Annotated in this window: 17 protein-coding genes; 6 read left to right on the top strand and 11 right to left on the bottom strand. The window is 70.0% G+C overall.

Features of this window, described 5'->3' with window-relative positions; genetic code table 11:
* Positions 1 to 97 precede the first annotated feature (97 nt).
* Positions 98 to 1,945, bottom strand: a complete 1,848-nt coding sequence (locus GSE44_RS09410; protein WP_159348545.1) for a glycoside hydrolase family 15 protein — start codon at positions 1,943 to 1,945, stop codon at positions 98 to 100.
* The gene (locus GSE44_RS09405; protein ID WP_159348544.1) at positions 1,945 to 2,766 is read right to left on the bottom strand and encodes a glucose 1-dehydrogenase; all 822 of its coding nucleotides are present in this window, start codon (positions 2,764 to 2,766) and stop codon (positions 1,945 to 1,947) included. Before GSE44_RS09405 ends, GSE44_RS09410 begins: the two co-directional genes overlap by 1 nt.
* Before the next feature lie 373 nt (positions 2,767 to 3,139).
* Between GSE44_RS09405 and purH the strand changes: the two genes are divergently transcribed.
* Positions 3,140 to 4,714 carry a bifunctional phosphoribosylaminoimidazolecarboxamide formyltransferase/IMP cyclohydrolase gene (purH, locus tag GSE44_RS09400; RefSeq protein WP_159348543.1) on the top strand — a complete coding sequence of 525 codons (1,575 nt, stop codon included), beginning with the start codon at positions 3,140 to 3,142 and terminating at the stop codon, positions 4,712 to 4,714.
* Between the two features lie 112 nt (positions 4,715 to 4,826).
* A complete protein-coding gene (locus GSE44_RS09395; RefSeq protein WP_159348542.1) occupies positions 4,827 to 5,492 on the top strand; it encodes an RraA family protein in 666 nt (221 codons plus the stop codon).
* A 7-nt stretch (positions 5,493 to 5,499) separates the two neighbouring features.
* Here GSE44_RS09395 and GSE44_RS09390 read toward each other — a convergent pair whose 3' ends face one another.
* From GSE44_RS09390 to GSE44_RS09370, 5 genes are all read right to left on the bottom strand, one after another.
* Positions 5,500 to 7,071 carry an ABC transporter substrate-binding protein gene (locus GSE44_RS09390; protein WP_159348541.1) on the bottom strand — a complete coding sequence of 524 codons (1,572 nt, stop codon included), beginning with the start codon at positions 7,069 to 7,071 and terminating at the stop codon, positions 5,500 to 5,502.
* Positions 7,072 to 7,147: 76 nt separating this feature from the next.
* The gene (locus tag GSE44_RS09385; RefSeq protein ID WP_235924670.1) at positions 7,148 to 8,218 is read right to left on the bottom strand and encodes a sulfate/molybdate ABC transporter ATP-binding protein; all 1,071 of its coding nucleotides are present in this window, start codon (positions 8,216 to 8,218) and stop codon (positions 7,148 to 7,150) included.
* Positions 8,215 to 9,045 (bottom strand): sulfate ABC transporter permease subunit CysW, encoded by an 831-nt coding sequence (gene cysW, locus GSE44_RS09380; protein WP_201306004.1) that lies wholly within the window; start codon positions 9,043 to 9,045, stop codon positions 8,215 to 8,217. Before cysW ends, GSE44_RS09385 begins: the two co-directional genes overlap by 4 nt.
* A gap of 72 nt (positions 9,046 to 9,117) precedes the next feature.
* A complete protein-coding gene (gene cysT, locus GSE44_RS09375) occupies positions 9,118 to 9,984 on the bottom strand; it encodes a sulfate ABC transporter permease subunit CysT (RefSeq protein WP_159348539.1) in 867 nt (288 codons plus the stop codon).
* Positions 9,981 to 10,994 carry a sulfate ABC transporter substrate-binding protein gene (locus GSE44_RS09370; RefSeq protein WP_159348538.1) on the bottom strand — a complete coding sequence of 338 codons (1,014 nt, stop codon included), beginning with the start codon at positions 10,992 to 10,994 and terminating at the stop codon, positions 9,981 to 9,983. The genes cysT and GSE44_RS09370 overlap by 4 nt, the downstream gene beginning before the upstream one ends.
* Positions 10,995 to 11,399: 405 nt before the next feature.
* Between GSE44_RS09370 and GSE44_RS09365 the strand changes: the two genes are divergently transcribed.
* A complete protein-coding gene (locus tag GSE44_RS09365) occupies positions 11,400 to 12,203 on the top strand; it encodes an alpha/beta fold hydrolase (protein WP_159348537.1) in 804 nt (267 codons plus the stop codon).
* Positions 12,204 to 12,252: 49 nt separating this feature from the next.
* Here the strand turns inward: GSE44_RS09365 and GSE44_RS09360 are convergent, their stop codons facing one another.
* The 4 genes from GSE44_RS09360 to GSE44_RS09345 form a co-directional block, all read right to left on the bottom strand.
* On the bottom strand, positions 12,253 to 15,744 hold the full coding sequence (locus tag GSE44_RS09360; RefSeq protein WP_159348536.1) for a PAS domain-containing protein: 3,492 nt from the start codon (positions 15,742 to 15,744) through the stop codon (positions 12,253 to 12,255).
* Between the two features lie 82 nt (positions 15,745 to 15,826).
* Positions 15,827 to 17,329 (bottom strand): tripartite tricarboxylate transporter permease, encoded by a 1,503-nt coding sequence (locus tag GSE44_RS09355; protein ID WP_159348535.1) that lies wholly within the window; start codon positions 17,327 to 17,329, stop codon positions 15,827 to 15,829.
* Positions 17,329 to 17,826, bottom strand: a complete 498-nt coding sequence (locus tag GSE44_RS09350; protein ID WP_159348534.1) for a tripartite tricarboxylate transporter TctB family protein — start codon at positions 17,824 to 17,826, stop codon at positions 17,329 to 17,331. The genes GSE44_RS09355 and GSE44_RS09350 overlap by 1 nt, the downstream gene beginning before the upstream one ends.
* Positions 17,827 to 17,944: 118 nt before the next feature.
* Positions 17,945 to 18,922: a Bug family tripartite tricarboxylate transporter substrate binding protein gene (locus GSE44_RS09345; protein ID WP_235924669.1), complete on the bottom strand. Its 978-nt coding sequence runs from the start codon at positions 18,920 to 18,922 to the stop codon at positions 17,945 to 17,947.
* A gap of 282 nt (positions 18,923 to 19,204) precedes the next feature.
* Here GSE44_RS09345 and GSE44_RS09340 point away from each other — a divergent pair, with 282 nt between their 5' ends.
* The 3 genes from GSE44_RS09340 (at position 19,205) to GSE44_RS09330 (ending at position 22,648) form a co-directional block, all read left to right on the top strand.
* Positions 19,205 to 20,668 carry a hypothetical protein gene (locus tag GSE44_RS09340; RefSeq protein WP_159348533.1) on the top strand — a complete coding sequence of 488 codons (1,464 nt, stop codon included), beginning with the start codon at positions 19,205 to 19,207 and terminating at the stop codon, positions 20,666 to 20,668.
* Positions 20,665 to 21,528 carry a hypothetical protein gene (locus GSE44_RS09335; protein ID WP_159348532.1) on the top strand — a complete coding sequence of 288 codons (864 nt, stop codon included), beginning with the start codon at positions 20,665 to 20,667 and terminating at the stop codon, positions 21,526 to 21,528. The genes GSE44_RS09340 and GSE44_RS09335 overlap by 4 nt, the downstream gene beginning before the upstream one ends.
* A gap of 157 nt (positions 21,529 to 21,685) precedes the next feature.
* On the top strand, positions 21,686 to 22,648 hold the full coding sequence (locus GSE44_RS09330) for a Bug family tripartite tricarboxylate transporter substrate binding protein (protein ID WP_159348531.1): 963 nt from the start codon (positions 21,686 to 21,688) through the stop codon (positions 22,646 to 22,648).
* Positions 22,649 to 22,691 lie beyond the last annotated feature (43 nt).

Genomic DNA, 22,691 nt, shown 5'->3' with positions numbered 1-22,691 from the left:
CCCAGCCGGCGGCCCTTCCGTCACACGGCATCTGCGTGGCGTTCCGCACGTCCCTTCCCACATCCAGGCGCTGCCGGACAGTCCGGCGGCAGCGCGTTCAGATTCCCGTCGTCGGCACCGGCACCCCGCCCATTTCCCCATGCGTTCCGCTGCGTTCCTGCGCCGAGAGCGCCCGGTTGAGGTAATGCGCCGCGCTGATCAGGGCGAGATGCGTGAAGGCCTGCGGGAAGTTCCCCAGATGCTCGCCGGACGGCCCCAGCTCCTCGGCGTAGAGGCCGAGGTGATTCGCGTAACCGAGCATCTTCTCGAACAGGAACCGCGCCTGCGCGAGGTCCCCGGCCCGGGCCAGGCATTCGACATACCAGAAGGAGCACATGTTGAAGCTGCCTTCGGCGCCTTCGAGCCCATCCACGGATTCGTCCTCGTAGCGCCGCACCAGACTGTCATCCACCAGCCGCTCCCCGACCGCCTTCAGCGTGGAGAGCCAGCGTGGGTCGGTCGGGCTGATGAAGCGCATCAGCGGCATCAGCAGGCAGGCGGCATCGAGCGACGTCGCACCCTTGCTCTGCACGAAGGTCTGCGCCACCGGGTCCCAGAAGTTCGTGTGGATGTCGTGGTAGATCGCGTCGCGCGTCTCGGCCCAACGCGGGAAGGGTGCGGGCAGGGAACGCTTGCGCGCCAGCCGCAGCGCGCGGTCCAGTGCCACCCAGCACATCAGCCGCGAATGCAGGAAATGCCGCCGCCCGCCGCGCACCTCCCAGATGCCCTCATCCGGCTCTTCCCAGTTCTCCGTCACCCAGTTTATCGAGCGGGTGATGCCCTGCCACCCCTCATGCGAGATCTGCTCGCCATACTTGTCGGAGAGATAGGCGGCATCCATCAGCTCCCCGTAGATGTCGAGCTGCAGCTGCCCCGCCGCACCATTGCCGATCCGCACGGGGCGCGAATCCCGGTAGCCCCGCAGATGCGGCAGCTCAGTCTCCGCCAACTCCCGATGCCCGTCCAACCCGTACATCAGATCGAGCTTGCCGTCTGACGCGCCATTCCCATCAGCATCGCCATCCGCCTCCCGCGCCACCAGCCAGCGCATGAAGGCATTCGCCTCCGCCGTGTGGCCAAGCCGCAGGAAGGCATAGACGGTGAAGGCCGCGTCGCGGATCCAGGTGTAGCGATAATCCCAGTTGCGCACGCCACCGATCGCCTCCGGCAGGCCGAAGGTCGGCGCCGCGACCATCGACCCGTGCTCATGCGAGGTCATCAGCTTCAGCACCAGCGCGGAGCGGTTCACCATGTCCCGCCAACGGCCGCGATAGGTCGAGCGTGCCGTCCAGTGCCGCCATCCGTCGGAGGTTGCCTTGAACCATTGCGCCACCTCATGCGGATCGACAGGACAGGCATGGCCCAGCGCGGCATCCTCCAGCACAAAGGCCGCCGCCTCCCCCGCCTTTAGCGCGAATTCTGCCACCCCGTCATCGCCCAGGATCCGCATCGGCACGGTCGAGCGCAGCCGCAGCGCCTTTCCCGCGCCTTCGAACACCAGGCTGCCGCCTTCCTCCCGCACCACGGGGGAGACGCGGGCGTAGTCGAAGCGCGGCGCGCAGCGCATGCGGAAGCGCATCGGGTCCCGCACCGCCTTCGCGCGCCGCACCAGCCGCTGTGCGCCGCCCAGCACCATGAAGTCGGAAATCTCCGCCACGCCTTCGGGCGACAGGAAGCGCGTCAGCAGCACATTCGTGTCCGGCAAATAGAGCTGCCGGTGCCGTGCCCCGTTCAGCGCCGGAGACAGCTCGAACCGCCCACCCTTCTCCTCATCGAGAAGCGAGGCGAAGACGCTCGGGCTGTCGAAGCGAGGCCAGCACAAGAAGTCCACGGCCCCGTCCAGTCCCACCAGTGCCGAAGTGCGCAGATCCCCCACGATGCCGTGGTTCTCGATCGGCTCTCCCATCAGCCATTCCCGATGAAGGCGGCGTAGAGCGTCATCCCGCCATCCACGAAGAGCGTCGTGCCGGTGACGTAATCCGCCTCGTCCGAGGCCAGCCAGGTCACTGCCCGTGCCACGTCCTCCGGCTCCCCGATCCGCCCGTAGGGGATGAGCCGCAGCATCGCCTCCATCCCCTCCTTCGTGGCCCATTCCGATTGGTTGATCGGGGTGCGGATCGCACCGGGAGCCACGGCGTTCACCCGGATCCGCTCCGCCGCCACCTCCTGCGCCAAGGTCTGCATCATCATCCGCACCCCGCCCTTGGCCGCGACGTAATTCACATGCCCGGCCCAGGGGATCACCTCATGGACGGAGCTCATGCAGACGATGCTGCCCCGCGCCCGGCCCGGCTGCTCCGGATTCCCGCGAAAGGCCTTGATGGCCTCCCGGCAGCAGAGGAACTGGCCGGTGAGGTTCACCGACAGCACCGCCTGCCAGTCCTTCAGCGTCATCTCCCCCACCGCCGCATCCTTCTGGATGCCGGAATTGGCCACCAGCAGGTCGATCCCCCCGAAGGCCTCCACCGTGCCGGAGATGAGGCCGACCACATCCTCCTCATTCGACACATCGCCATGCAGCGCTACCGCCTGCCCGCCTGCTGCGCGGATCTCCGCCGCCAACCGCTCCGCCGGCTCCCGGTCCGAATGGTAGTTCACCGCCACCGCCGCCCCGGCCCCGGCCAGCCCTTGGGCCACCGCATAGCCGATCCCGGAGGACGCTCCGGTGACAAGGGCGCGCCGCCCGGCAAGGAGGAGCCGCCCGGGGCCCACTGGGGTTTCTGCCATGGGAACTCCGTCTCAGCGGGCCGCAAAGACCCGAACCCTGCAACGCCACCGCAGCGCCCGGGTTGGGCGAGCGCCCTACAACGGAATGTTCCAAACGCTTTCGAGTCGACCGCCGAACACATGCCGAACGTCGCCCGCGGAGAATCGCGCCGAATCAGATGGCTCGCCCGAGTCGCGCGAACGAATCGCTGACAGGCGTTCCAGGCCCGAAAAACACAACCTGTGGTAGGTGTGCGCCGCCTGCAACTACAAGTTTGTTCTACCGGCGTTCCCAGCCGTGGCTCGCACCCTTCCGGCCCCGAGCCAGCTTCAGACCTGCCCCGCGCCCGTTTTGCCTTCCGTCCCGCCCCGCCGCGCGCTATCCGCCCGAGCCATGTCGACCCTTCCCATCCGCCGCGCCCTCCTCTCGGTCTCCGACAAGACGGGGCTGGTAGAATTCGCCCGCGCCCTCGCCGCCCACGGGGCGGAGATCCTCTCCACCGGCGGAACGGCCAAGGCCCTGCGCGAGGCCGGCCTCCCGGTCGTGGAACTCTCCGACCATACCGGCTTCCCCGAGATCCTGGACGGCCGGGTGAAGACCCTGGTCCCCGGCGTCCATGGCGGCCTCCTCTTCCGCCGGGACGTGCCGGAGCACGTCGCCCAGGTGGAGCAGCACGGCATCGCCCCGATCGACCTAGTCTGCGTGAACCTCTACCCCTTCGAGGCCACCGTCGCCCGCGGCGCCTCCTACGAGGACTGCGTCGAGAACATCGACATCGGCGGCCCCGCCATGATCCGCAGCGCCGCCAAGAACCACGCCCATGTGGCCGTGCTGACCAAGCCCGAGCAGCTCATGGAGGTGGCCAGGGAAATCGCCGAATCGGGCGGCACCTCGCTCGCCACCCGCAAGCGCCTGGCAGCCAGCGCCTATGCCCGCACGGCCGCCTATGACGCCGCCATCTCCCGCTGGTTCGCGCAGGAACTCGACCAGGACTTCCCGCAGCGCCTCTCCATCCCCGGCCTGCTGAAGCAGACTCTCCGCTACGGCGAGAACCCCCACCAGCAGGCCGCCTTCTACGTGGACGGCACCCATCGCCCCGGCATCGCCACCGCCGAGCAGATCCAGGGCAAGGAACTCTCCTACAACAACCTCAACGACACCGACGCCGCCTATGAAGCGGTGGCCGAGTTCGCCGAACCCGCGATCGTCATCGTCAAGCACGCCAATCCCTGCGGCGTCGCCACGGCCGCCGACCTGAACGCAGCCTGGGATGCCGCCCTTCGCTGCGATCCCGTCTCCGCCTTCGGCGGCATCATCGCCGCCAACCGCCCGCTGAACGCCGAGGCCGCGCAGCGCATCACTTCCATTTTCACCGAGGTGGTGATCGCGCCGGACGCGGACGAGGCGGCCCGCGCCATCTTCGCGAAGAAGAAGAACCTCCGCCTCCTCCTCACCGGTGGCCTGCCCGACGCCACCGCCCCCGGCCTCACCTTCCGCAGCGTCGGCGGCGGCTTCCTCGCCCAGTCGCGCGACGCCGGCCGTGTCGCCATGGCCGACCTGAAGGTCGTCACGAAGCGCCAGCCCACGACGCAGGAGATGCAGGACCTCATCTTCGCCTTCCGCGTCTGCAAGCACGTGAAGTCCAACGCCATCGTCTATGCCAAGGGCGGCGCCACCGTCGGCATCGGCGCCGGCCAGATGAGCCGCGTGGACAGTGCCCGCATCGCCGCCTGGAAGAGCCAGGAAGCCGCCAAGGCGGCAGGCCTCGACACGCCCCTCGCCCAGGGCTCCGTCGTCGCCTCCGACGCCTTCTTCCCCTTCGCGGACGGCCTCCAGGCTGCGGCAGCGGCCGGCGCCACGGCGGTGATCCAACCGGGCGGGTCGATGCGCGACAACGAGGTGATTGCGGCGGCCGATGAGGCCGGGCTCGCTATGGTTCTGACGGGGATGCGTCACTTCCGGCACTGAGAGAATGACCGGGGGGAACTATCCCCCCGGTCCCCCTTCCATTCCTGCCTGTTTACCGGCGCACCGGAGGGAATGGCTTTCCTTTTCCCGAGGGCGGGGGCCTTCTTCGGGAATGTCCCGCTACATCATCGGCGCGCTGCCGACGCCCCTCGACCCCGCGCTGATCAGCCTGCTCGAGCAGGCGGAGACGGCCACCATCGGCCATTGGCGCCACTGGGGCTTCGTCGATCGCCGCATCGCCGCGCTCCGCCCTAGCCCGCGCATCGCCGGCACCGCCTTCACCGTCATGATGCCCGCCAATGACGGCACCATCCTCGCCCATGCGCTGGACAGCCTGCGCCCCGGCGACATCCTCGTGGTGGACCGCCTGGGCGACGACCGCCACGCCTGCATCGGCGGCGGCCTCGCCATCGCCGCCCGCACCGCCGGCGCCCGCGCCGCCGTGGTGGACGGCCCCTGCACCGACATCGAGGAACTCGAAGCCGCTAACTTCCCCGTCTGGTGCCGCGGCCTCTCCCCCATCACCACCCAGATGCTCGACATGGGTGGCCAGATGAACGTCCCGGTCAGCATCGGCGGCGTCGTCGTGAATCCTGGCGACGCCGTGATCTGCGACAGCAGCGGCGTGCTCATCCTGCCCCCGGGCGAAGCCGAGGCCGAAGCCCGCCGCGCCATCGCCGCCCAGGAGAAGGGGCTCGAGGTGCAGCTCCGCGTGGCCGCCGGCGCGAAGCTGGGTGAAATCTCGGGCGCGACCGCGAAGGTGCTGGCGGGCCGCTAAGCCCGCCCTACTCCTTCTTCACACCCCAGAACACCGGCACCGTCGTCGGCCGAATGCCCGTGACATTCGTCCGCCACGCCGCATTGGCGCGGAACTGCCCGGCATTGATGTAGGGCAGCACGTCATAGGCCCGCGCATGCACCTGATCGAGCAGCGCGCGCCGCTTCGCCGGATCGCTCTCCTGGTACCAGGCCTTCCGCAGTGCCTCGAGCTGTTCGTCGCAGGGCCAGCCGGCCGGTGCCGCATCGCAGGTACTGGCGAGATACAGGTTCGCCAGCGGGTTCTCCCCATCCAGCACATTGGCGATGGTGACGAACATGTTCCACCCGCCCTGGGTCTGCGGCGCGCGGTTGTTGCGGCGCGCAGTCAGCGTGCCCCAATCCATCGCCTGCACATCCATGTTCAGCCCGGCCTGCTTGAAGGCTTCGGACATCACGAGGGTGGAGGCGTTGTTCAGCACATTGTCCGTCGCATTCAGGAACACCACCGGCCGCCCGTCATACCCGGCTTCCCGCAGCAGCGCGCGCGCGCGCGCCACATCCGGCTCCCGCAGCCCGCGCGCCCCGGCCGCAGTCTCCAGCGGCGTCCCGCACAGAAAATAGGCGGGGCAATACGGCACCTGCTCGGCGGCGCGGATGCCCATGCCTTCCAGCACGTCCTTCTGGTTGATCAGGTACAGCAACGCCTGCCGCGCGCGCGGGTCGTTGAAGGGCGGCTGCGTGTGGTTAAGGCGCAGCCAGGCCATGCTGCCCACCGGATTCACCGGCGCCACGCGCACCTGGCGGTTCCGCTCCAGCGAGGGGATCAGGTCCGGCGGCGGCTGCTCCATGAAGTCGATCTCGCCATTGGACAGCGCGTTCACCGCCACCGTCGGATCCGGCATGGCCAGCCATTCCACGCGGTCCAGGAACACCACCTTGCCGCCCGCCAGCCCATCCGGCGCTTCCTCCCGCGCGCGATAGGCCGGATTGCGCACATAGACCGTGCGATCGCCGGCCCTCCACTCAGAGGCGCGGAAGATGAAGGGGCCGGAACCCGTGGCATCGGTGATCGCCGTGGCGGCGGGCGTCTGCGCAATCCGCTCGGGCATGATGAACAGCGCGCTGCCCGTCGGACGCGCCAATGCCTCCAGCACGAGGGCGAAGGGCTGGGAGAGCCGGATCTCGAAGCTCTTGTCGTCCACCACCTCAATCGCGCCCGTGGCGGCGGCCAGGGCGCGGCCCACCACGTCCCGCTGTGCCCAGCGCTTGATGGAGGCCACCGCATCCGCCGCCCTCACCGGCGCGCCGTCATGGAAGGCAAGCCCGTCGCGCAGCGTGAAGCGCCAGGTCATCCGGTCCTCGGAGACCGTGTAGCCCTGCACCATCTGTGGCTTCGGAACGCCCTTGCTGTCGAGCGCGAAGAGCTGGTCATAGACGAAGAAGCCGTGGTTCCGGACTGTGGCCGCCGTGGACTGCACAGGGTCGAGCGTCGATACCGGCAGGGACAGCGCGATGCGCAGGGTGGTCTGCGCCATGGCTGGCCCGGCCGAGAGGGCGGCCGCAAGCCCAAGGGCCAGGGAAAGGCGACGCAAGGCCATGGCTAGGCTCCTCCGGAGATGCCCCCTTTCGCGGGGTGCCGCCGCGGAGGCTAGCATGATGCGTGCCGGGGGCGACTCAATCCCGGTCCGGAAAGATCCGCACGCCGACGGCCTCCAGCGCGCAGGCATCCCCCCGGCGCGGCAGCGGCGCATCCGGCGCGGGCACCGCATCAAAGGAACCGCCCGCCCCGGAGACCACCAGCCGGGTTCCTGGCCCCGCCGGCCGCACGGCGCGCACGCTGAACCGCCCATCCGCCCGCGCCTGCGCCACTAGTTCATGCGGGCGGATGAAGGCCAGCCCCGGCCCCTCCGGGGCCTGCACCGCCAGCGGCGGCAGAACCCCTTCGGCGAAATGCGCCATCCCGCCGCGCACCTCGCAGCCCAGCCGGTTCGACTCCCCCAGGAACCCGGCGACGAAGGCATCGGCGGGACGGTCCAGCAGCACCTCCGGCGTGTCGAACTGCGCGATCCGCCCGGCGCGCATCACCGCCACACGGTCCGCCACCTCCATCGCCTCGTCCTGGTCATGCGTCACCAGGATGGTGGTGATCCCCACCTCCTCCTGCAGCCCACGCAGCCACAACCGCAGCTCCTTGCGCACCTGCGCGTCCAGCGCGCCGAAGGGCTCGTCCAGCAGCAGCAGCGAAGGCTCGATCGCCAGCGCCCGCGCCAGCGCCACGCGCTGCCGCTGCCCGCCCGAGATCTGGTCGGGATAGCGCCGCTCCAGCTCCGGAATCTGCACCAGCGCCAGCAGCTTGCGCACTCGCGCCGCGATTTCGGCCGCGGAAGGCCGCCCGCGCTTGCGCACCCGCAGCCCGAAGGCGACGTTGGCGAAGACATCCATGTGCCGGAACAGCGCATAGTTCTGGAATACGAAGCCGATCCCGCGGTCGCGCGCCGGCACCCCCACCACGTCGCGCCCGCCGATCATGACGCTGCCGGCATCCGCATGGTCCAGCCCGCCCAGGATGCGCAGCAGGGTCGTCTTGCCCGAGCCGGACGGCCCCAGCAGCGCCACGAACTCCCCCGAGCGCACCGAAAGGCTGACGCCGTCCAACGCCGCGGCGCTCCCGAAGCGCCGCGCCACACCCGCTATCTCAACGGCTGTGCCACGCAGCCGCGCCTCATGCTCCAGGGAGTCGTTCAAGCGATCTCCCCCCGCCGCCCGGAGATCCGCTCCAGCACCGTCTTCGCGCACAGTGTCACCAGCGCGAGCAGCGCGAGCAGCGCCGCTACCGCGAAGGCCGCCGCGAACTGGTACTCGTTGTAGAGGATCTCGACATGCAGCGGCATGGTGTTGGTCTCGCCCCGGATGTGCCCGGACACCACGGATACTGCCCCGAACTCCCCCATCGCCCGCGCGTTGCACAGCAGCACGCCCGAGAGCAGCGCCCATTTGACGTTGGGCAGGGTCACCAGGCGGAAGCTCTGCCAACCGCTCGCCCCCAGCGTCGCCGCCGCCTCCTCCTCCGCGCGTCCCTGCTCCTGCATCAGCGGGATCAGCGTCCGCGCGACGAAGGGAAAGGTCACGAACACCGTCGCCAGCACCAGCCCTGGCAGGGCGAAGACGATCTGCACGTCATGCGCCTGCAGCCATGGCCCCAGCCAGCCCTGCGCACCAAAGACCAGCACGAAGACCATCCCCGAGATCACCGGCGAGACCGAAAACGGCAACTCGATCAGCGCCACCAGCAATCGCTTGCCCCGGAACTCGTATTTCGCCACGCACCAGGCCGCCGCGATCCCGCCCAGCGTGTTCACCGGCACGGCAATGGCCGCCACCAGCAGCGTCAGCCAGATCGCCGCCTTCGCATCCGGATCGGCATAGGCCTCCATCACCGTGCCCCATCCGCGCCGCAGCGCTTCGGTGAACACGGCGGCAAGCGGCAGCGCGACGAACATCGTCAGCAGCAGCACCGCCAGTGTCCCGGCCGCCCATCGCGCCACTGCCGGATCGCGCGCGGCCGGCCCGATCGTCACGCGGCCTCTCCCCGCGCGCCCACGCCCGGTGCCCTAAGCGCGCTCACGCGCGGTGCCTAGGCGCGCTCACGCGCGACGCCCCGGCCGCAGCCAAGCCTGCACCAGCCCCGTCAGCAGCAGCACCAGGAAGGACATCCCCAGCATTGCCAGTCCGATCGCGGCGGCGCCGGCGTAATCAAAGCCCTCCAACCGCTGCACGATCACCAGCGGCGCGATCTCACTGACCATGGGGCGGTTTCCGGCGATGAAGATCACACTGCCATACTCCCCCACCGCCCGCGCGAAGGCGAGCCCGAAGCCCGTCAGCAGCGCCGGCGCCAGCGCCGGCAGCACGACGCGCAGCAAGGCCTGCGCCCGGCTCGCCCCCAGCGTCGCTGCCGCCTCCTCCGCCTCCGTCCCCAGGTCCCGCAGCACCGGCTCCACCGTCCGCACGGCGAAGGGCACGCCCACGAACATCATCGCCACAAAGACGCCCAGCGGCGTGTAGGCCACCGTGACGCCGATCGCCTTCAGCGGTGCCCCAAGCCATCCGTTGGGCGCGAACAGCGCAGTCAGCGCCAGCCCCGCCACCGCCGTCGGGAGGGCGAAGGGCAGGTCCACCATCGCATCCAGCAGGCGCCGCCCAGGGAAGCGCCACCGCACCAGCACCCAGGCCACCAGCAGCCCCAGTGGCAGGTTCAGCAGTGCCGCCATCAGCGCCGTGCCGAAGGAAAGCCGCAGCGCCGCCAGCACCCGCGGGTCTGACAGCACGCCCAGCACCCCTGCCACGCCCAACTCCCAGGGCCGCAGCGCCAGCGCCGAAAGCGGCACCAGCACCACGAGCGACAGCCAGGCCAGCGTCACCCCGAGCGACAGCCCGAATCCCGGCAGCGCGTCACGCCGCCGCGCTACGGAGTGTCCCGGCCGACGCGATGCGGGCAGCGCGAGGCTCAACGCGTCGGCCTGTAGATGCGGTCGAAGCTGCCGCCATCCGCGAAATGCACCCGCTGCGCATTCGCCCAGCCGCCGAAGGCCTCGTCGATCGTGACCATCTCCATCGGCGGGAAGATGCTGCCCGCCGAGGCCAGTGCCGCCGCGTCGCGCGGCCGGTAGAAATGCCGCGCCGCCAGCGCCTGCCCCTCCCGGCTGTACAGATGCTGCAGATAAGCCTCAGCCACCGCCCGCGTCCCGCGCCGGTCCACGTTGCGGTCCACCACCGCAACCGACGGCTCCGCCAGGATCGAAAGCGAAGGCAGCACGATCTCGAACTGCCCCGCGCCGAACTCCTTCAGCGCCAGGTGAGCCTCGTTCTCCCAGGCCAGCAGCACGTCGCCCTGCCCGCGCTGCACGAAGCTCGTGGTCGATCCCCGCGCGCCCGTGTCCAGCACCGCCACGTTCCGCAACAGCCGCCTCAGGAACTCTTCCGCCGTGGCGTCGGACCCGCCTGGTTGCCGCCGCGCCCAGGCCCAGGCCGCCAGGTAGTTCCAGCGCGCTCCACCCGAGGTCTTGGGATTGGGCGTCACCACCCCCACCCCTTCCCTGGCCAAGTCGCCCCAGTCGCGTAGCCCCTCCGGATTTCCCCTCCGCACCAGGAACACGATGGTGCTCGTATGGGGCGCGCTGTTATGCGGCAGCCGGCCCATCCAACCCTTGTCGATCAGCCCGCGCTCCGCGATCGCATCCACGTCATAAGCCAAGGCCAGCGTCACCACATCCGCCTGCTGCCCGTCGATCACCGCCCGCGCCTGCGCTCCCGAGCCGCCATGCGACGAATTCACCCGCACGCGCTGCCCGCCATTCTCCTGCGCCCAGCGCGTGGCGAAGGCCGCATTGAAGGCGCGGTACAACTCCCGCGTCGGGTCGTAGGAAACATTCAGCAGCGTCGGCATGGACTGCGCGCGCGCCGGCGAGGCAGCCAGGGCCGTGGCACCGAACAGGGCGCGGCGGGAAAGAGAAGCAGCCATCTCGTCTCCCCTCTGTACCAAGGTTGAACGCTGGTCGCGGCGCGAAGATAGCGCAGCGGCCTGCATCCCGTGGAAGGCTTTCCGGCCGGGCCCCGGAGGCCCTGCCTCCGGACCTCCGCCGGGAGGCGGACGCGCGCCCCGGGACCCCGCGGTTTGCTCGGGCCTGCGTCCGGGGGATCGGCCTCGGCGCGTGTCGGGGCTGGGTGGAAACGGGATGGCGGGAGGCAGCGCCTTCGGTGCCTCCGTTCCGGTCTCGCCCCGGCCGCTCGTTTCGAGAATGAACCCAGCCCGGTGCTCTGACGTCAAGTCAAGCATCCAGAAAATCCCAGAGGCTCATCGTTCAATGAACTGGTGCCGGTTCCCCCGCGGCATCTTTTGTCGCAGAACAAACCCATGACAATGTGCATGTCCCGGGACCGGCTGGATCGCCTTTCCGCCACAGCCACCCGCAGCGAAACCCCGAATGGCCCGGGCCGGCTCGTCTGGCACGAGTGGGGCGCCGGCAAGCCCCTCGTCCTCCTCCATGGCGGCGCCGGATCCTGGCGCCACTGGGCCCGCAATATCGAGCCCCTGTCCCGCAACCGCCGCGTCCTGGCCCCCGATCTTCCCGGCCTCGGCGAATCCGACCTGCCGCCCCCCGGCACCGATCTCCCGGGCATCGCCGCCACCGTCGCCGCCGGCATCGCCACCCAGCTCTGCGGGGCCCGCTACGACCTGATCGGCTTCTCCTTCGGCTCCGTCATCGCCGGCCACATCGCCGCCCGCCACGCGGCCGGGCTTGACTCGCTCACCCTGCTCGGCGCCGGCGCGCTCGGCCTTGCGCGCAGGCCGGTGCCCCTGGTCTCCGTGCGCGACCGTCAGGGCGAGGACCGCATCGCTGCCCATCGCGAGAACCTCGCCCGGCTGATGATCGCCGACCCCGCCTGCATCGACGACGAGGCCCTCGCCATCCAGGCCTGGAACAGCGATCACGCCCGCTACCGCAGCCGCAATGTGGTGAACCCCAACTCCCTCCGAGACGCGCTCGAGGCGGTGCACCTTCCCCTCGCCGTCATCTATGGCGAGCACGATGCTATCGTGATCCCCCACATGGCCGACCGCATCGCCTTCTTCCGCGCGCGCGGCACGGAACCCTTGGTCATCCCTGGCGCCGGGCACTGGGTGGCCTTCGAGGCGGCTGATGCGGTGAATGCGGCCCTGATCGGCTAGGCGGGCCAGAGGTCTTGCTCCCGGACCACGCGCTGCCTGTGAAAACCGGCTAACTCCCGGCAACGCGCCGCAACGCCGCCGCCAGCCCGGCCGTGTCATAGGGCTTCCGCAGCAGCACCGCCCGGTCCAGCCCTTCGGTCGGCGCCGAATCCCGGCCCGTCGCGAAGACGATCCCCATACTGGGCCAGGCGGCCCGTACCTCCTGCGCGAAGACCCCGCCCGAAACCCCGGGCAGCCCAAGGTCGGTGACCAGCACATCCGCCCCGGCCGCCCGCAGCTGCGCCATCGCCTCTTCCGCGCTGCCCGCCTCCGTCACCTGGTGGCCCAGCCCGCGCAGCATCTCCGCGGTGCCGCCGCGGATCATCGGATCGTCCTCCACCAGCAGCACCTGCAGGAAGGGCCCGGCCAGCGCCACGGGCACGGGCACGGGCATCGCCGCGGGCGCGGCCAGCGCGCTCCGGCGCTGTGCCGAATTCGCCAGCACATGCCGTAGCTTCCGCGCCAGCGCCTCCCGCGTATAGGGCTTGGAAAGCAGCTCCACCCCGGGATCCAGCCGCCCGCCATGGGCGATGGCGTTCTCTGTGTAGCCGGAGGTGAACAGCACCGCGATCCCGGGCAGCCGCTCCCGCGCGCGCCGCGCCAGTTCCGTGCTCCTCAGCGGTCCCGGCATCACCACATCAGTGAACAGCAGGTCGATCGGCATGCCGCTTTCCACCACGCTCAGGGCGCTTGCGGCATCCCGCGCCTTCAGCACGCGGTAGCCCAGCTCGGTCAGCGTATCGACCACGATCGCACGCACCGCGTCGTCATCCTCGGCCACGAGGATCGTCTCCGTGCCGCCGGTGATCGGCCCCGCCTCCACCGACACGACCAGATCCTCGGCCCGGTTCGCGCGCGGCAGGTACATCTTCACCGTCGTGCCCTGCCCAACCTCGGAATAGATCTTCACATGGCCGCCCGATTGCTTGACGAAGCCATACACCATCGAGAGCCCGAGCCCCGATCCCTTGCCCTCGGGCTTGGTCGAGAAGAAGGGCTCGAACACCAGCGCCTGCACCTCGGGCGCCATGCCGGAACCCGTGTCGGTCACTGCCAGCATCACATACTGCCCGGGCTGAACATCGACATGGGTGCGCGCATAGTCGTCGTCGATGAAGGCGTTGCCCACCTCGATGGTCAGCCGCCCGCTGCCATCCATCGCGTCCCGCGCATTGATCGCCAGGTTCAGCAACGCATTCTCCACCTGCATCGGATCGACGAAGGTGTTCCACAGCCCGCCCGAGACGATGGTCTCGATCTCGATCGCCTCGCCGATCGTCCGGCGCAGCATGTCCTCCATCCCGGTGACGAAGCGCCCGACATTCACCACCTTCGGCTCCAGCGGCTGCCGCCGCCCGAAGGCCAGCAGCTGCGATGCCAGCTTCGCCCCGCGCGCGACGCCCGCCATGGCGCTGCCCACGCGCCGCTCCGCCCGCTCGTTCCCCGCCACGTCCCGCGCCAGCAGCTGCAGGTTGCCCGAAACCACCTGCAGCAGGTTGTTGAAGTCATGCGCCACGCCGCCGGTCAGCTTGCCGATGGATTCCATCTTCTGCGCCTGCTGCAGCGCCGCCTCGGCCTGCTGCCGCTCGGCGATCACGGCGGCCACCCGCGCCTCCAGCGTCTCGTTCAGCTGCCGTAGCTGCTCCTCGGCTCGCCCCCGGTGCCGAATCTCCCGCTGCGCGGATTGGAACAGCCGCGCATTGTCGATTGCGATCGCCGCCTGGCCGGCAATGCCACGCAGCAGCGCCTCGTGCTCCGCCTTGAAGCGCCCCGGCTCCGGATGGCCGAAGAACAATCCTCCGAGCACTTCGCCCGAGCGCGAGATCACCGGCACCGCGAGGTAGCTGCGCACCGGAAGATGGTCGGGGGGCATGCCCTTCAGCGGCGCGTTCTGGCCGTAACGTGGGTCGAGCAGGATGTCGTCCGAGCGGATGACGCCCTCGCCTCGGAATGTCGGCGCAAACACCGCCGTGGCTCGTGGCATCGGATACCGGTCGAAGGCCGAGCGCGGCACACCCGACAGCGCGTAGAGCATGTAGCTCCCGCCCTTGTCATCCAGCACGTTGTAGAAGAAGGCGCCGAACTTCGCGCCCGAAAGCTCCACCCCCGCATCGGTGACCATTTGCACCACGCGGTCCAGTTCCAATTCGGCCGCTATGGTGGCGCCGGTGCGGTTAAGCACCTCCAGCATGCGCGTCTCGCGCCGCAGCGCCTCCTCGGCGCGCCGCATCTCCGTGATGTCCTGGTTGACGCCGATCATGCCGAGGAACTCGCCCCCCATCCCGAAGCGCGGTTGCGCCTTGGTGCGCAGGATCCGCCAGGCCCTGTCGTGCCGACGGAAACGCGCCACCGTCTCGAAGCCCGTGTGGTCGCGCATGGCGGTGCCATAGGGGCCACCGAGCGCGTCGCGATCCTCGGGATGGAGCGTGGCAAGCCAGTCGAAGGACGGCACTTCCTCCTCGCCGACGCCCCAGAAGGCGCGCTGCGCGCGGTTGAGATAGACGCAGCGTCCCGCGGCATCGCTCATCCAGAGCTTCACCGGCGCGCTCTCGGCCACCAGGCGGAAGCGCCCCTCACTCTCCCGCAGGGCGTCCTCCGCGCGCTTCTGCTCGGTGACGTCATGGCCCTGCACGAAGATGCCGATGACGGCATCCCCCACCACGATGGGCTGGTACACGAAGTCCAGATAGCACTCCGTCAGCCCCTGGCCCGGCGCCTGTGCCAGCCGGACGGGCATCTGCCGCCCCACGAAGGGCTCGCCCGTGGCGGCGACGCGGTCGAGCAGCTCCACGAAGCCCTGGCCCGTCACTTCGGGCAACGCCTCCGCCACCGTCCGCCCGATCAGCCCCCGCCGCCCAACCAGCCGCTCGTAGGCCGCATTGGCCATGGTGAAGACATGGTCGGGCCCCTCCACCACCGCAATGAATCCCGGCGCCTGCTCGAAGAGCTGGCGTAGCCGTTGCCGCTCCGCATGCAGCGCCGCATTGGCCTCCTGCACCGCCTCGGCGCGGCGCAGCACACCGGTTTCGATTCCGGCTGAATCGCCGCCGGGCTGGGCGCGGCGCGCAAGCTGGCGCAGCTGCTGCAGCTCCGTCACGTCCACCGTATGCTGCAGGATGAAGGCGACGCTGCCGTCCGGAGCCTTGAGCGGCGTGTGCGTCGCGCTCCAGCTCCGCTTCTCGAGGCCACCTTCCGGCGACGGGATGTCGTAATGGATCAGCGGCAGGTGGTCCGGTGCGCCTGTCGCCAGCGCCCGCTGCAGCGAGGACACGAGCTGCCTGTGCCCCTCCGAATCCGCGTCGCTCGGAAAGGCGTCGAACATGTTGCACCCGACGAGGTCATCGCGCTCGCGCATCGTCACGCGCAGATAGGCCTCGTTCATCGTGACGATGACGAAGGCCGGGTCCAGCAGGACGTAAGGGTTCGGGGAAGCGCCAAACAGCGTCGCGAAGTTGATCGGGATCAATTCGTCTCGCCGGTGGGCGCCGGCGTCCTCGGGCATGGCGTGGTCCGGGACGGAACGCCCTGGCCCATATAGGGCAGGCCGTGCCGCCCCGCCACCACGCCCGATATGGCGCCTACCCTCAGGCCGGGCGGCGCGTTCTCCGCCACAGCCCCCAGAGCCGCGGCCCTGCCAGTGCCGCCGCTGCCAGCACCAGGATGCCCAGTGAGATCGGCCGCGTCACGAAAGTGGACCAATCGCCCTGACTGATTGTCAGCGCCTGCCGCAGCGCCTGCTCCGCCATCGGCCCCAGGATCATCCCGATCACCACGGGCGCCGTCGGGAAGTCGAAGCGCCGCATGAACATCGCGATAATGCCAATTCCGTAGAGCAGCACGAGGTCAGTGACCGAGTTGCTGATGCCGTAGGTGCCGATCGTCGCGAAGACCAGGATGCCCGCATAGAGCTGCGGCGTCGGGATCTTCAGAATGCGCGCCCAGAGCCCGACCAGCGGCAGGTTCAGCACCACCAGCATGACATTGGCGATGTAGAGGCTCGCGATGAGCGTCCAGACCAGCGCCGCCTGCTGCGTGAACAGCATCGGCCCCGGCTGGATGCCATAGGACTGAAACGCCGAGAGCATGATCGCCGCCGTCGCGGAAGTGGGCAGGCCCAGCGTCAGCATCGGCACCAGCACGCCCGCCGCCGCAGCATTGTTCGCCGCCTCCGGCCCCGCGACACCCTCGATCGCACCCGTCGTGCCGAATTCGCCGCGATGCTCCGGCTTCACAAGCTTCTGCTCGGCGTAATAGCTCAGCATGGTCGGCATCTCGGTTCCGCCCGCCGGCAGCACGCCGAAGGGAAAGCCGAGGAAGGAGCCGCGCAGCCAGGGCCCGATGCTGCGCTTCCAGTCAGTCCGGCTCATCCACAGCCGACCGATCGGCCGTACCTCCTGCTTCCCTTCCACATGGCGCCAGGCCAGGTGCAGCGTCTCGCCCACGGCGAACAGCGCCACCGCGACGAGCACCACGTTCACCCCGTCCAGCAGCTCCGGAATCCCGAAGGTCATCCGCGGCTGCCCCGTCTGCAGGTCGATGCCCACCAGCCCCAGCAACAGCCCGAAGCCGAGCGAGGTGAGCCCCCGCAGCGCCGATCCGCCCAGCACCGCCGAGACGGTGACGAAGCACAGCAGCATCAGGGAGAAATACTCTGCCGGCCCCAGCTTCAGCGCCAGATCCACCACGATCGGCCCGATGAAGGAAATGCCCAGCGTCCCCACCGTTCCCGCCACGAAGGAGCCGACGGCGGCGGTCACCAGCGCCGGTCCCGCCCGCCCGTTGCGCGCCATCTTCGCGCCTTCCAGCGCGGTGATGATCGATCCCGATTCTCCTGGCGTGTTCAGCAGGATCGAGGTGGTCGATCCACCATACATGGCCCCGTAGAACACGCCGCAGAACAGGATGAAGGCCCCCGTCGCCTCCACCTTGAAAGTCACCGGCAGCAGCAGCGCGATGGTCAGCGCCGGCCCAATGCCCGGCAGCACGCCGATCGCGGTGCCGAGGAAGCAGCCCAGCAGCGCCCAGCCGAGATTGATCGGCGTCAGCGCGGCGCCGAAGCCCATGGCGAGGCCGGAGATGGCGTCCATCAGAGAATTCCCTCCAGCACGCCCGCACCGATATTGACGCCCAGCAGGCGCGAGAAGGCGAGATAGGCGCCGAGCGTCACCACGATCCCGATCGCCAGGTCGCGCAACGGCTTGCGCGAGCCGAAGGCCGAACAGACCAGCACGTATTGGATGGTCGCCGCGATGACGAAGCCCAGCCAATCGATCAGCGCGATCTGCACCAGCAGCCCCGCGCCCAGCAGCCCAAGCGCCCGCCAGTTGGTCGGCGGCGCTTCCATCGCCTCCTCGATGTCCTGGCTCCACCCGCCACGCAAGGCGGAGGCCGAAAGCCCAATCCCCAGCACCACCATGATCGCGCCGACGAGATAGGGAACCGCCTTCGCGCCCACCTGGGCATAGAGTGGCGAATCAGGAATCGCCCAGGCGGCATAGAGCGCTAGCAGGCCGAGCAGCAGGACGAACAGCCCCACGCCAAGATCGGCGCGGGGCGTCCCACCCTGCGGGAAGGTCTGGTTCATAGATGCATCGTTCCCTGGTCCCGCTGCGGCGGGTTCCGCTGATCTGAATGGCACGGGAGCCCGGAACGCGGAAGCGACGGGCGCGCAAGGCCTCCCGCGCGCCCCCGCCGGCCGGCGCTCACGCCAGGCCGATATCCTTCAGCACGGCAGTCGTCTCGTCATGGTCGCGCTTCAGGAAGGCCTCGAACTCACTGCCCTCCATGAAGGCGTCCTCCCAGCCGCGCGTCTGCAGCAGCTCCTTCCAGGCCGGCAGCGCGTGCAGTTCCTTGGCGAAGGCGGTGTGCTTCGCCCGCATCTCGGCATTGATTCCGGGCGGCGCGAAGATGCCGCGCCAATTGCCCATCACGATGTCGATGCCGCTTTCCTTCAGCGTCGGCACGCTGGGATCGATCCGCTTCTCGCCACTCGTGGCCAGGGCGCGCATCCGGCCCGCCTTGATCTGCTCGGCGAATTCGGACCAGCCGGAGATGCCGGCCTTCACCTGGCCACCGAGAATGGCCGCCACGGCTGGGCCGCCGCCCGCGAAGGCAACATAGGAGGCCTCCCGCGCGTTCCGCCCGACCGACTTGATGAGCAGCCCCAGCAGGATGTGGTCGATCCCGCCCGCCGAGCCGCCGCCCACGGCCACCGCACCCGGATTGGCCTTCAGCGCATCCATCAGCCCCTTGAGGTCGCGGATCTCCGAACTCGCCGGCACCACGATGGCCGAGGTCTCGTCCGTCAGCCGCGCGATCGGCGTCACGTCCTTGATGCCCACCGGGCTCTTGTTGGTGATGGTCGCGCCGACCATCACGGCGCCGGCCACCATCAGCGCGTCCGGCCGCCCGCGCCGCTGCGAGACGAAGCGCGGCAGCCCCACCGCGCCGCCGGCCCCGCCCACATTCTCGAACTGCATGGAGCCCACCAGCCCCGCCTGCCGCGCAACCTGCTCGATCGCGCGCCCCAGCCCATCCCAGCCACCACCCGGCGCGGCGGGGATGAAGATGTTCAGGCTTGCATAACGCTGGTTCCCCTGCGCCCTGGCGCGGGCGCCGAGGAACGGAAGCGCGGCCGCGCCGGCCAGCACGCTGCGCCGGCCCATCATCAGGTATGTCATATCTGTCGGTCCTCCCATGGACACTTCCCGCGCATCTTAGGCCGGGATCGCCTCCGGGCTGAATCCTGCCCCGGCAGGAATTCCGCAGCTGGGGATGAAAGCTCTGCCATGATCGCGCTGGCTTGAACGACCGGCCCACCGGATGCGCCACTCGGAACGAGATGTGTGGCTTTTCGGCCATTGCGCCGTGGCTTTCATGCGACGATCCTGCATCGCACCATGCCGGACAGGTCGGCGCGGCATTGAATCGGGGCCTTGGGGATGCGTGGGATCTTCGCGGGGATGAGGGGGATCGCGCTGGTGGCGCTACTCCTCGCCTCCTCGCCCGGCCAAGCCCAGAACCAAGGCCAAAGCCAGGGCCGGGCGGCAGCGGCGGAGCGGGAGGCGGTCGTCATCAACGAGACCGGCCTCGCCGTGCGTGAGCTGTTCATGGCCCCCGCCACCGAGACCGCCCCCGGCCCCGACCGCCTGGGCGCCGATACCCTCCCCAATGGCGGCACCTTCCGCGTCCGCCTCGGCCGCAACCAGCCCTGCGCCTGGTCCCTCCGCGCCGTCCTCGCCGATGAATCCATTGAGGAACGTCGCAACATCGACCTCTGCCGCTCCAACCGCGTCACCCTTGGCGATCCCGGCGCCCCGGCGCGCGAGGCGCTGATCAACAACGACACGGACATCGACGTGCGGGAAATCTTCGCTGCCCCGCCCGGCGCCGCCTCCCGCGGCCCGGACCGGCTGGGCGCCGAGGTCATTCCCGCCGGCCGCACCCACCGCCTCCGCCTCGGCCGCCGCCGTGACTGCGTCTTTGATATCACAGCCATCATGGCCGATGGCTCCGAGGTCTCGCGCCCCCGCACCGATCTCTGCCGTAACCCGCGCGTCGCCCTGGCCGATCCGAACACCAGTTGGCGGGAGCTCACCATCCTCAACCGCGCGGGCCGCGCGCTGCAGGGCCTGCATGCCGTCGCCGGCGGCCGCGGCGGCCCGCTCGAATCGGAGGAAGGCTGGGGCGTGGACCGCATGGGCGAGGAAGCCCTCCCGGAAGGCGGGAGCCTCCGCCTGCGCATCCGCATCCCCGGCTGCGAGGCCGATCTCCGCGCCACCTATGAGGACGACGCCGCCGAGGCGAAGCGCGGCGTGGACATCTGCCGCACCCCCAGCATCACCTTCGACGGCAGTGGCATCCCCCGCCCGCCCGAACGCCCCGTCACCATCATCAACCGCCACGGCGCGCGCATCGATGAGATCTACGTCTCCTCCTCCTCCGAAGGCGACTGGGGCCCGGAACGCCTGCCCGGCGGCCTAGCGCGCGAAGCCCGCCACACCCTCTCCGTCCCGGTGGACTGCACCGTGGACCTGCGCATGGTCTTCCCAACCAACGGCGCGGAGGAACGGCGCGAGATCGACATCTGCCGGAACCCCGTCATCGTCATCCGCCCAGGCTGGACCATCGCCAGCGACCTCGACGCCAGCGATGGCGAGGAGGATTCCGGCCCCCGCCCCGGAAGCGTCCGCCTGCGCAACGCCGGCACCACCCCCATCGTCGAGCTCTACATCGATGCGCCGGACGCCCCGCGCGGCGACGACCGCCTCGGCACCAACGTCCTCGGCGTGAATGAGACGCTCGACGTCGCCCCGCCCGAGGGTGCCGCCTGCCCCGCCCGCCTCCTCGCCATCTTCCGCGACGGGCGGGAGGTGGAGCGCGCGCGCCTGGATCTTTGCGCCGGCATCGAGGTGCCCCTGCCATGACCCGCTTCCGCCTCGCCCCCCTGGCCCTGGCGCTGGCCCTGGTCGCGCCGCTCGCCGCCCGCGCCCAGGCACCGGCCTCCCCGACCATCGCTGTGCCCGAGCCCCTGCGCGGTGTCTGGTTCGAGGGCGGCTGCACTGCCCCCACCGCCCTGCTCGCCCTTTCCGCCCGCGGCGCCGCGCGCCTGCCGGCCGACGACACCGGCCGACTCCTCCGCTTCACCGCCACCCGAGCCCAGTCGGACTGGACCATCGCCACCGCCCGCGGCGCCGAGGCCCCGCGCCTCATGCTCCGCCCCGCCGGCGACGAGCTGGAAACCGCCGAGCCCGCCAACAAGACCCGCGACGACCGCCTGCCCGGGGACATCCCCCTCACCCGCTGGCAGCGCTGCCCCGCCACCCCGCTCACCTTCGCGGCCCAGGGCGAGGGCATCGCCTTCCTCGGCGCCATCGAGGTGATCGAGGCCGGCTGCGGACCGGCCAGCGGCAATGTGCCGGAATGCGCCGCCGCCATCATCCGCGCCGGCGACGTCTCCGGCGACAATCTTCTCGGCACCGCCGAGCTGGCCCGCCTCTTCCGCGGCGCCACCTGGCTCGTCTCCCTCCAGGCCGAGGTCGCGCCCGAACTCTCCGGCCTCACCAACACGGCAGGCGCCGTCAGCGGCGTCGTCGCGGCGCGGCTGGCGGTGGAAAGCCTGGACTATGACGGCGACGGCCGCCTCTCCGCCCGCGAACTCGCCCAGGACCGCGCGACCCTCGCCACCGTCGGCGATCCGCACGGGCGGCCACTCGCGCTCGAACGCCTTTCGGAAGGCGCGGCACTGATGCGCGGCATCCTCGAGGGGCTGCTCGGCAGCGAGTGAGGCAAAGGCCGGGGAAGTCATCCTCCGGCCCATCTGTCCCAGCCGAACCCCTGGGACAGTGCCTCGCAGAATCCGGAGGACTGTCCCTTCCCGGCGCGGGTCCACGTGGGACACCCTGGCGTCAACGATAAGACGAACAACCAGGGAAACGTCCAGCATGAACCGCCGCACCCTCCTCGGCAGCGCCCTCGCCCTGCCCGCCCTTCCGGCCTTCGCCCAGGGCAACTGGCCCGATCGCCCGATCACCCTGATCGAAGGCTACCCGCCGGGCGGCGTCACCGATCTCGCCTCGCGCGCCGTCGCGGACCCGATGTCGCGCAATCTCGGCGTCCCCGTGGTGGTCGAGAACCGCCCTGGCGCGGCCACCTCCGTCGCCGCCACCTACGCCGCCCGCGCCCGCCCCGATGGCCACACCCTGGTCATGGGCACCACGACACTGGCCATCAACCAGACCCTCCAGCCCCAGCTGACGCCGAAGGACCCGGCGAAGGAGCTGGACGCGATCGGCATGGTCTTCCGCACCCCCTTCATCCTGCATGTCCACCCTTCCGTGCCGGCCAGGGACACGGCGGAACTCATCGCTTACTGCAAGGCGAACCCCGGAAAGGTCCTCTTCGGCTCCCCCGGCACCGGCTCCGTCAGCCATCTCTGCCTGGAGATGTTCCGCGCCCGCGCCGGGATCGACATCGTGCATGTCCCCTATCGCGGCGGCGCTCCAGCGGCGCTCGACCTGCGCCAGGGCCGCATCCATGTCGTCTTCCATGCCATCCAGGAAGCCGCGACCACCCTCGCGGATGGCGGCACGCGCGGCCTCGCCGTCACCGCCAGCGCCCCGCTCCCCGGCTATCCGAACCTGCCGCCCGTCTCCAACACCCTGCCGGGCTTCGAGGTCTTCTTCTGGCAGGGCCTTTTCGCCCCGGCCGGCACGCCGCAGCCGATCATCACCCGCGCCGCCACCGCCCTGCGCGCTGCCACCGACGACACCGCGCTCCGCACCCGCATGTCGGAGCAGGGCGTGGAACTCGTCAGCGGCGACGCTGCCGTACTCCGCAAGAATCTCGCTGACGACACGCGCCGCTGGGGCGACGTGATCCGCGAAGGCAACATCAAGCTCGAATAGCCGCCGCCGCTCCCCGCCCCGACAAGGCCGGCCCTGGCGCCTT

The sequence above is a fragment of the Muricoccus harenae genome (assembly GCF_009848505.1).
GTDB lineage: Bacteria > Pseudomonadota > Alphaproteobacteria > Acetobacterales > Acetobacteraceae > Roseomonas > Roseomonas harenae.
This window is presented reverse-complemented; position numbering and strand designations above follow the sequence as displayed.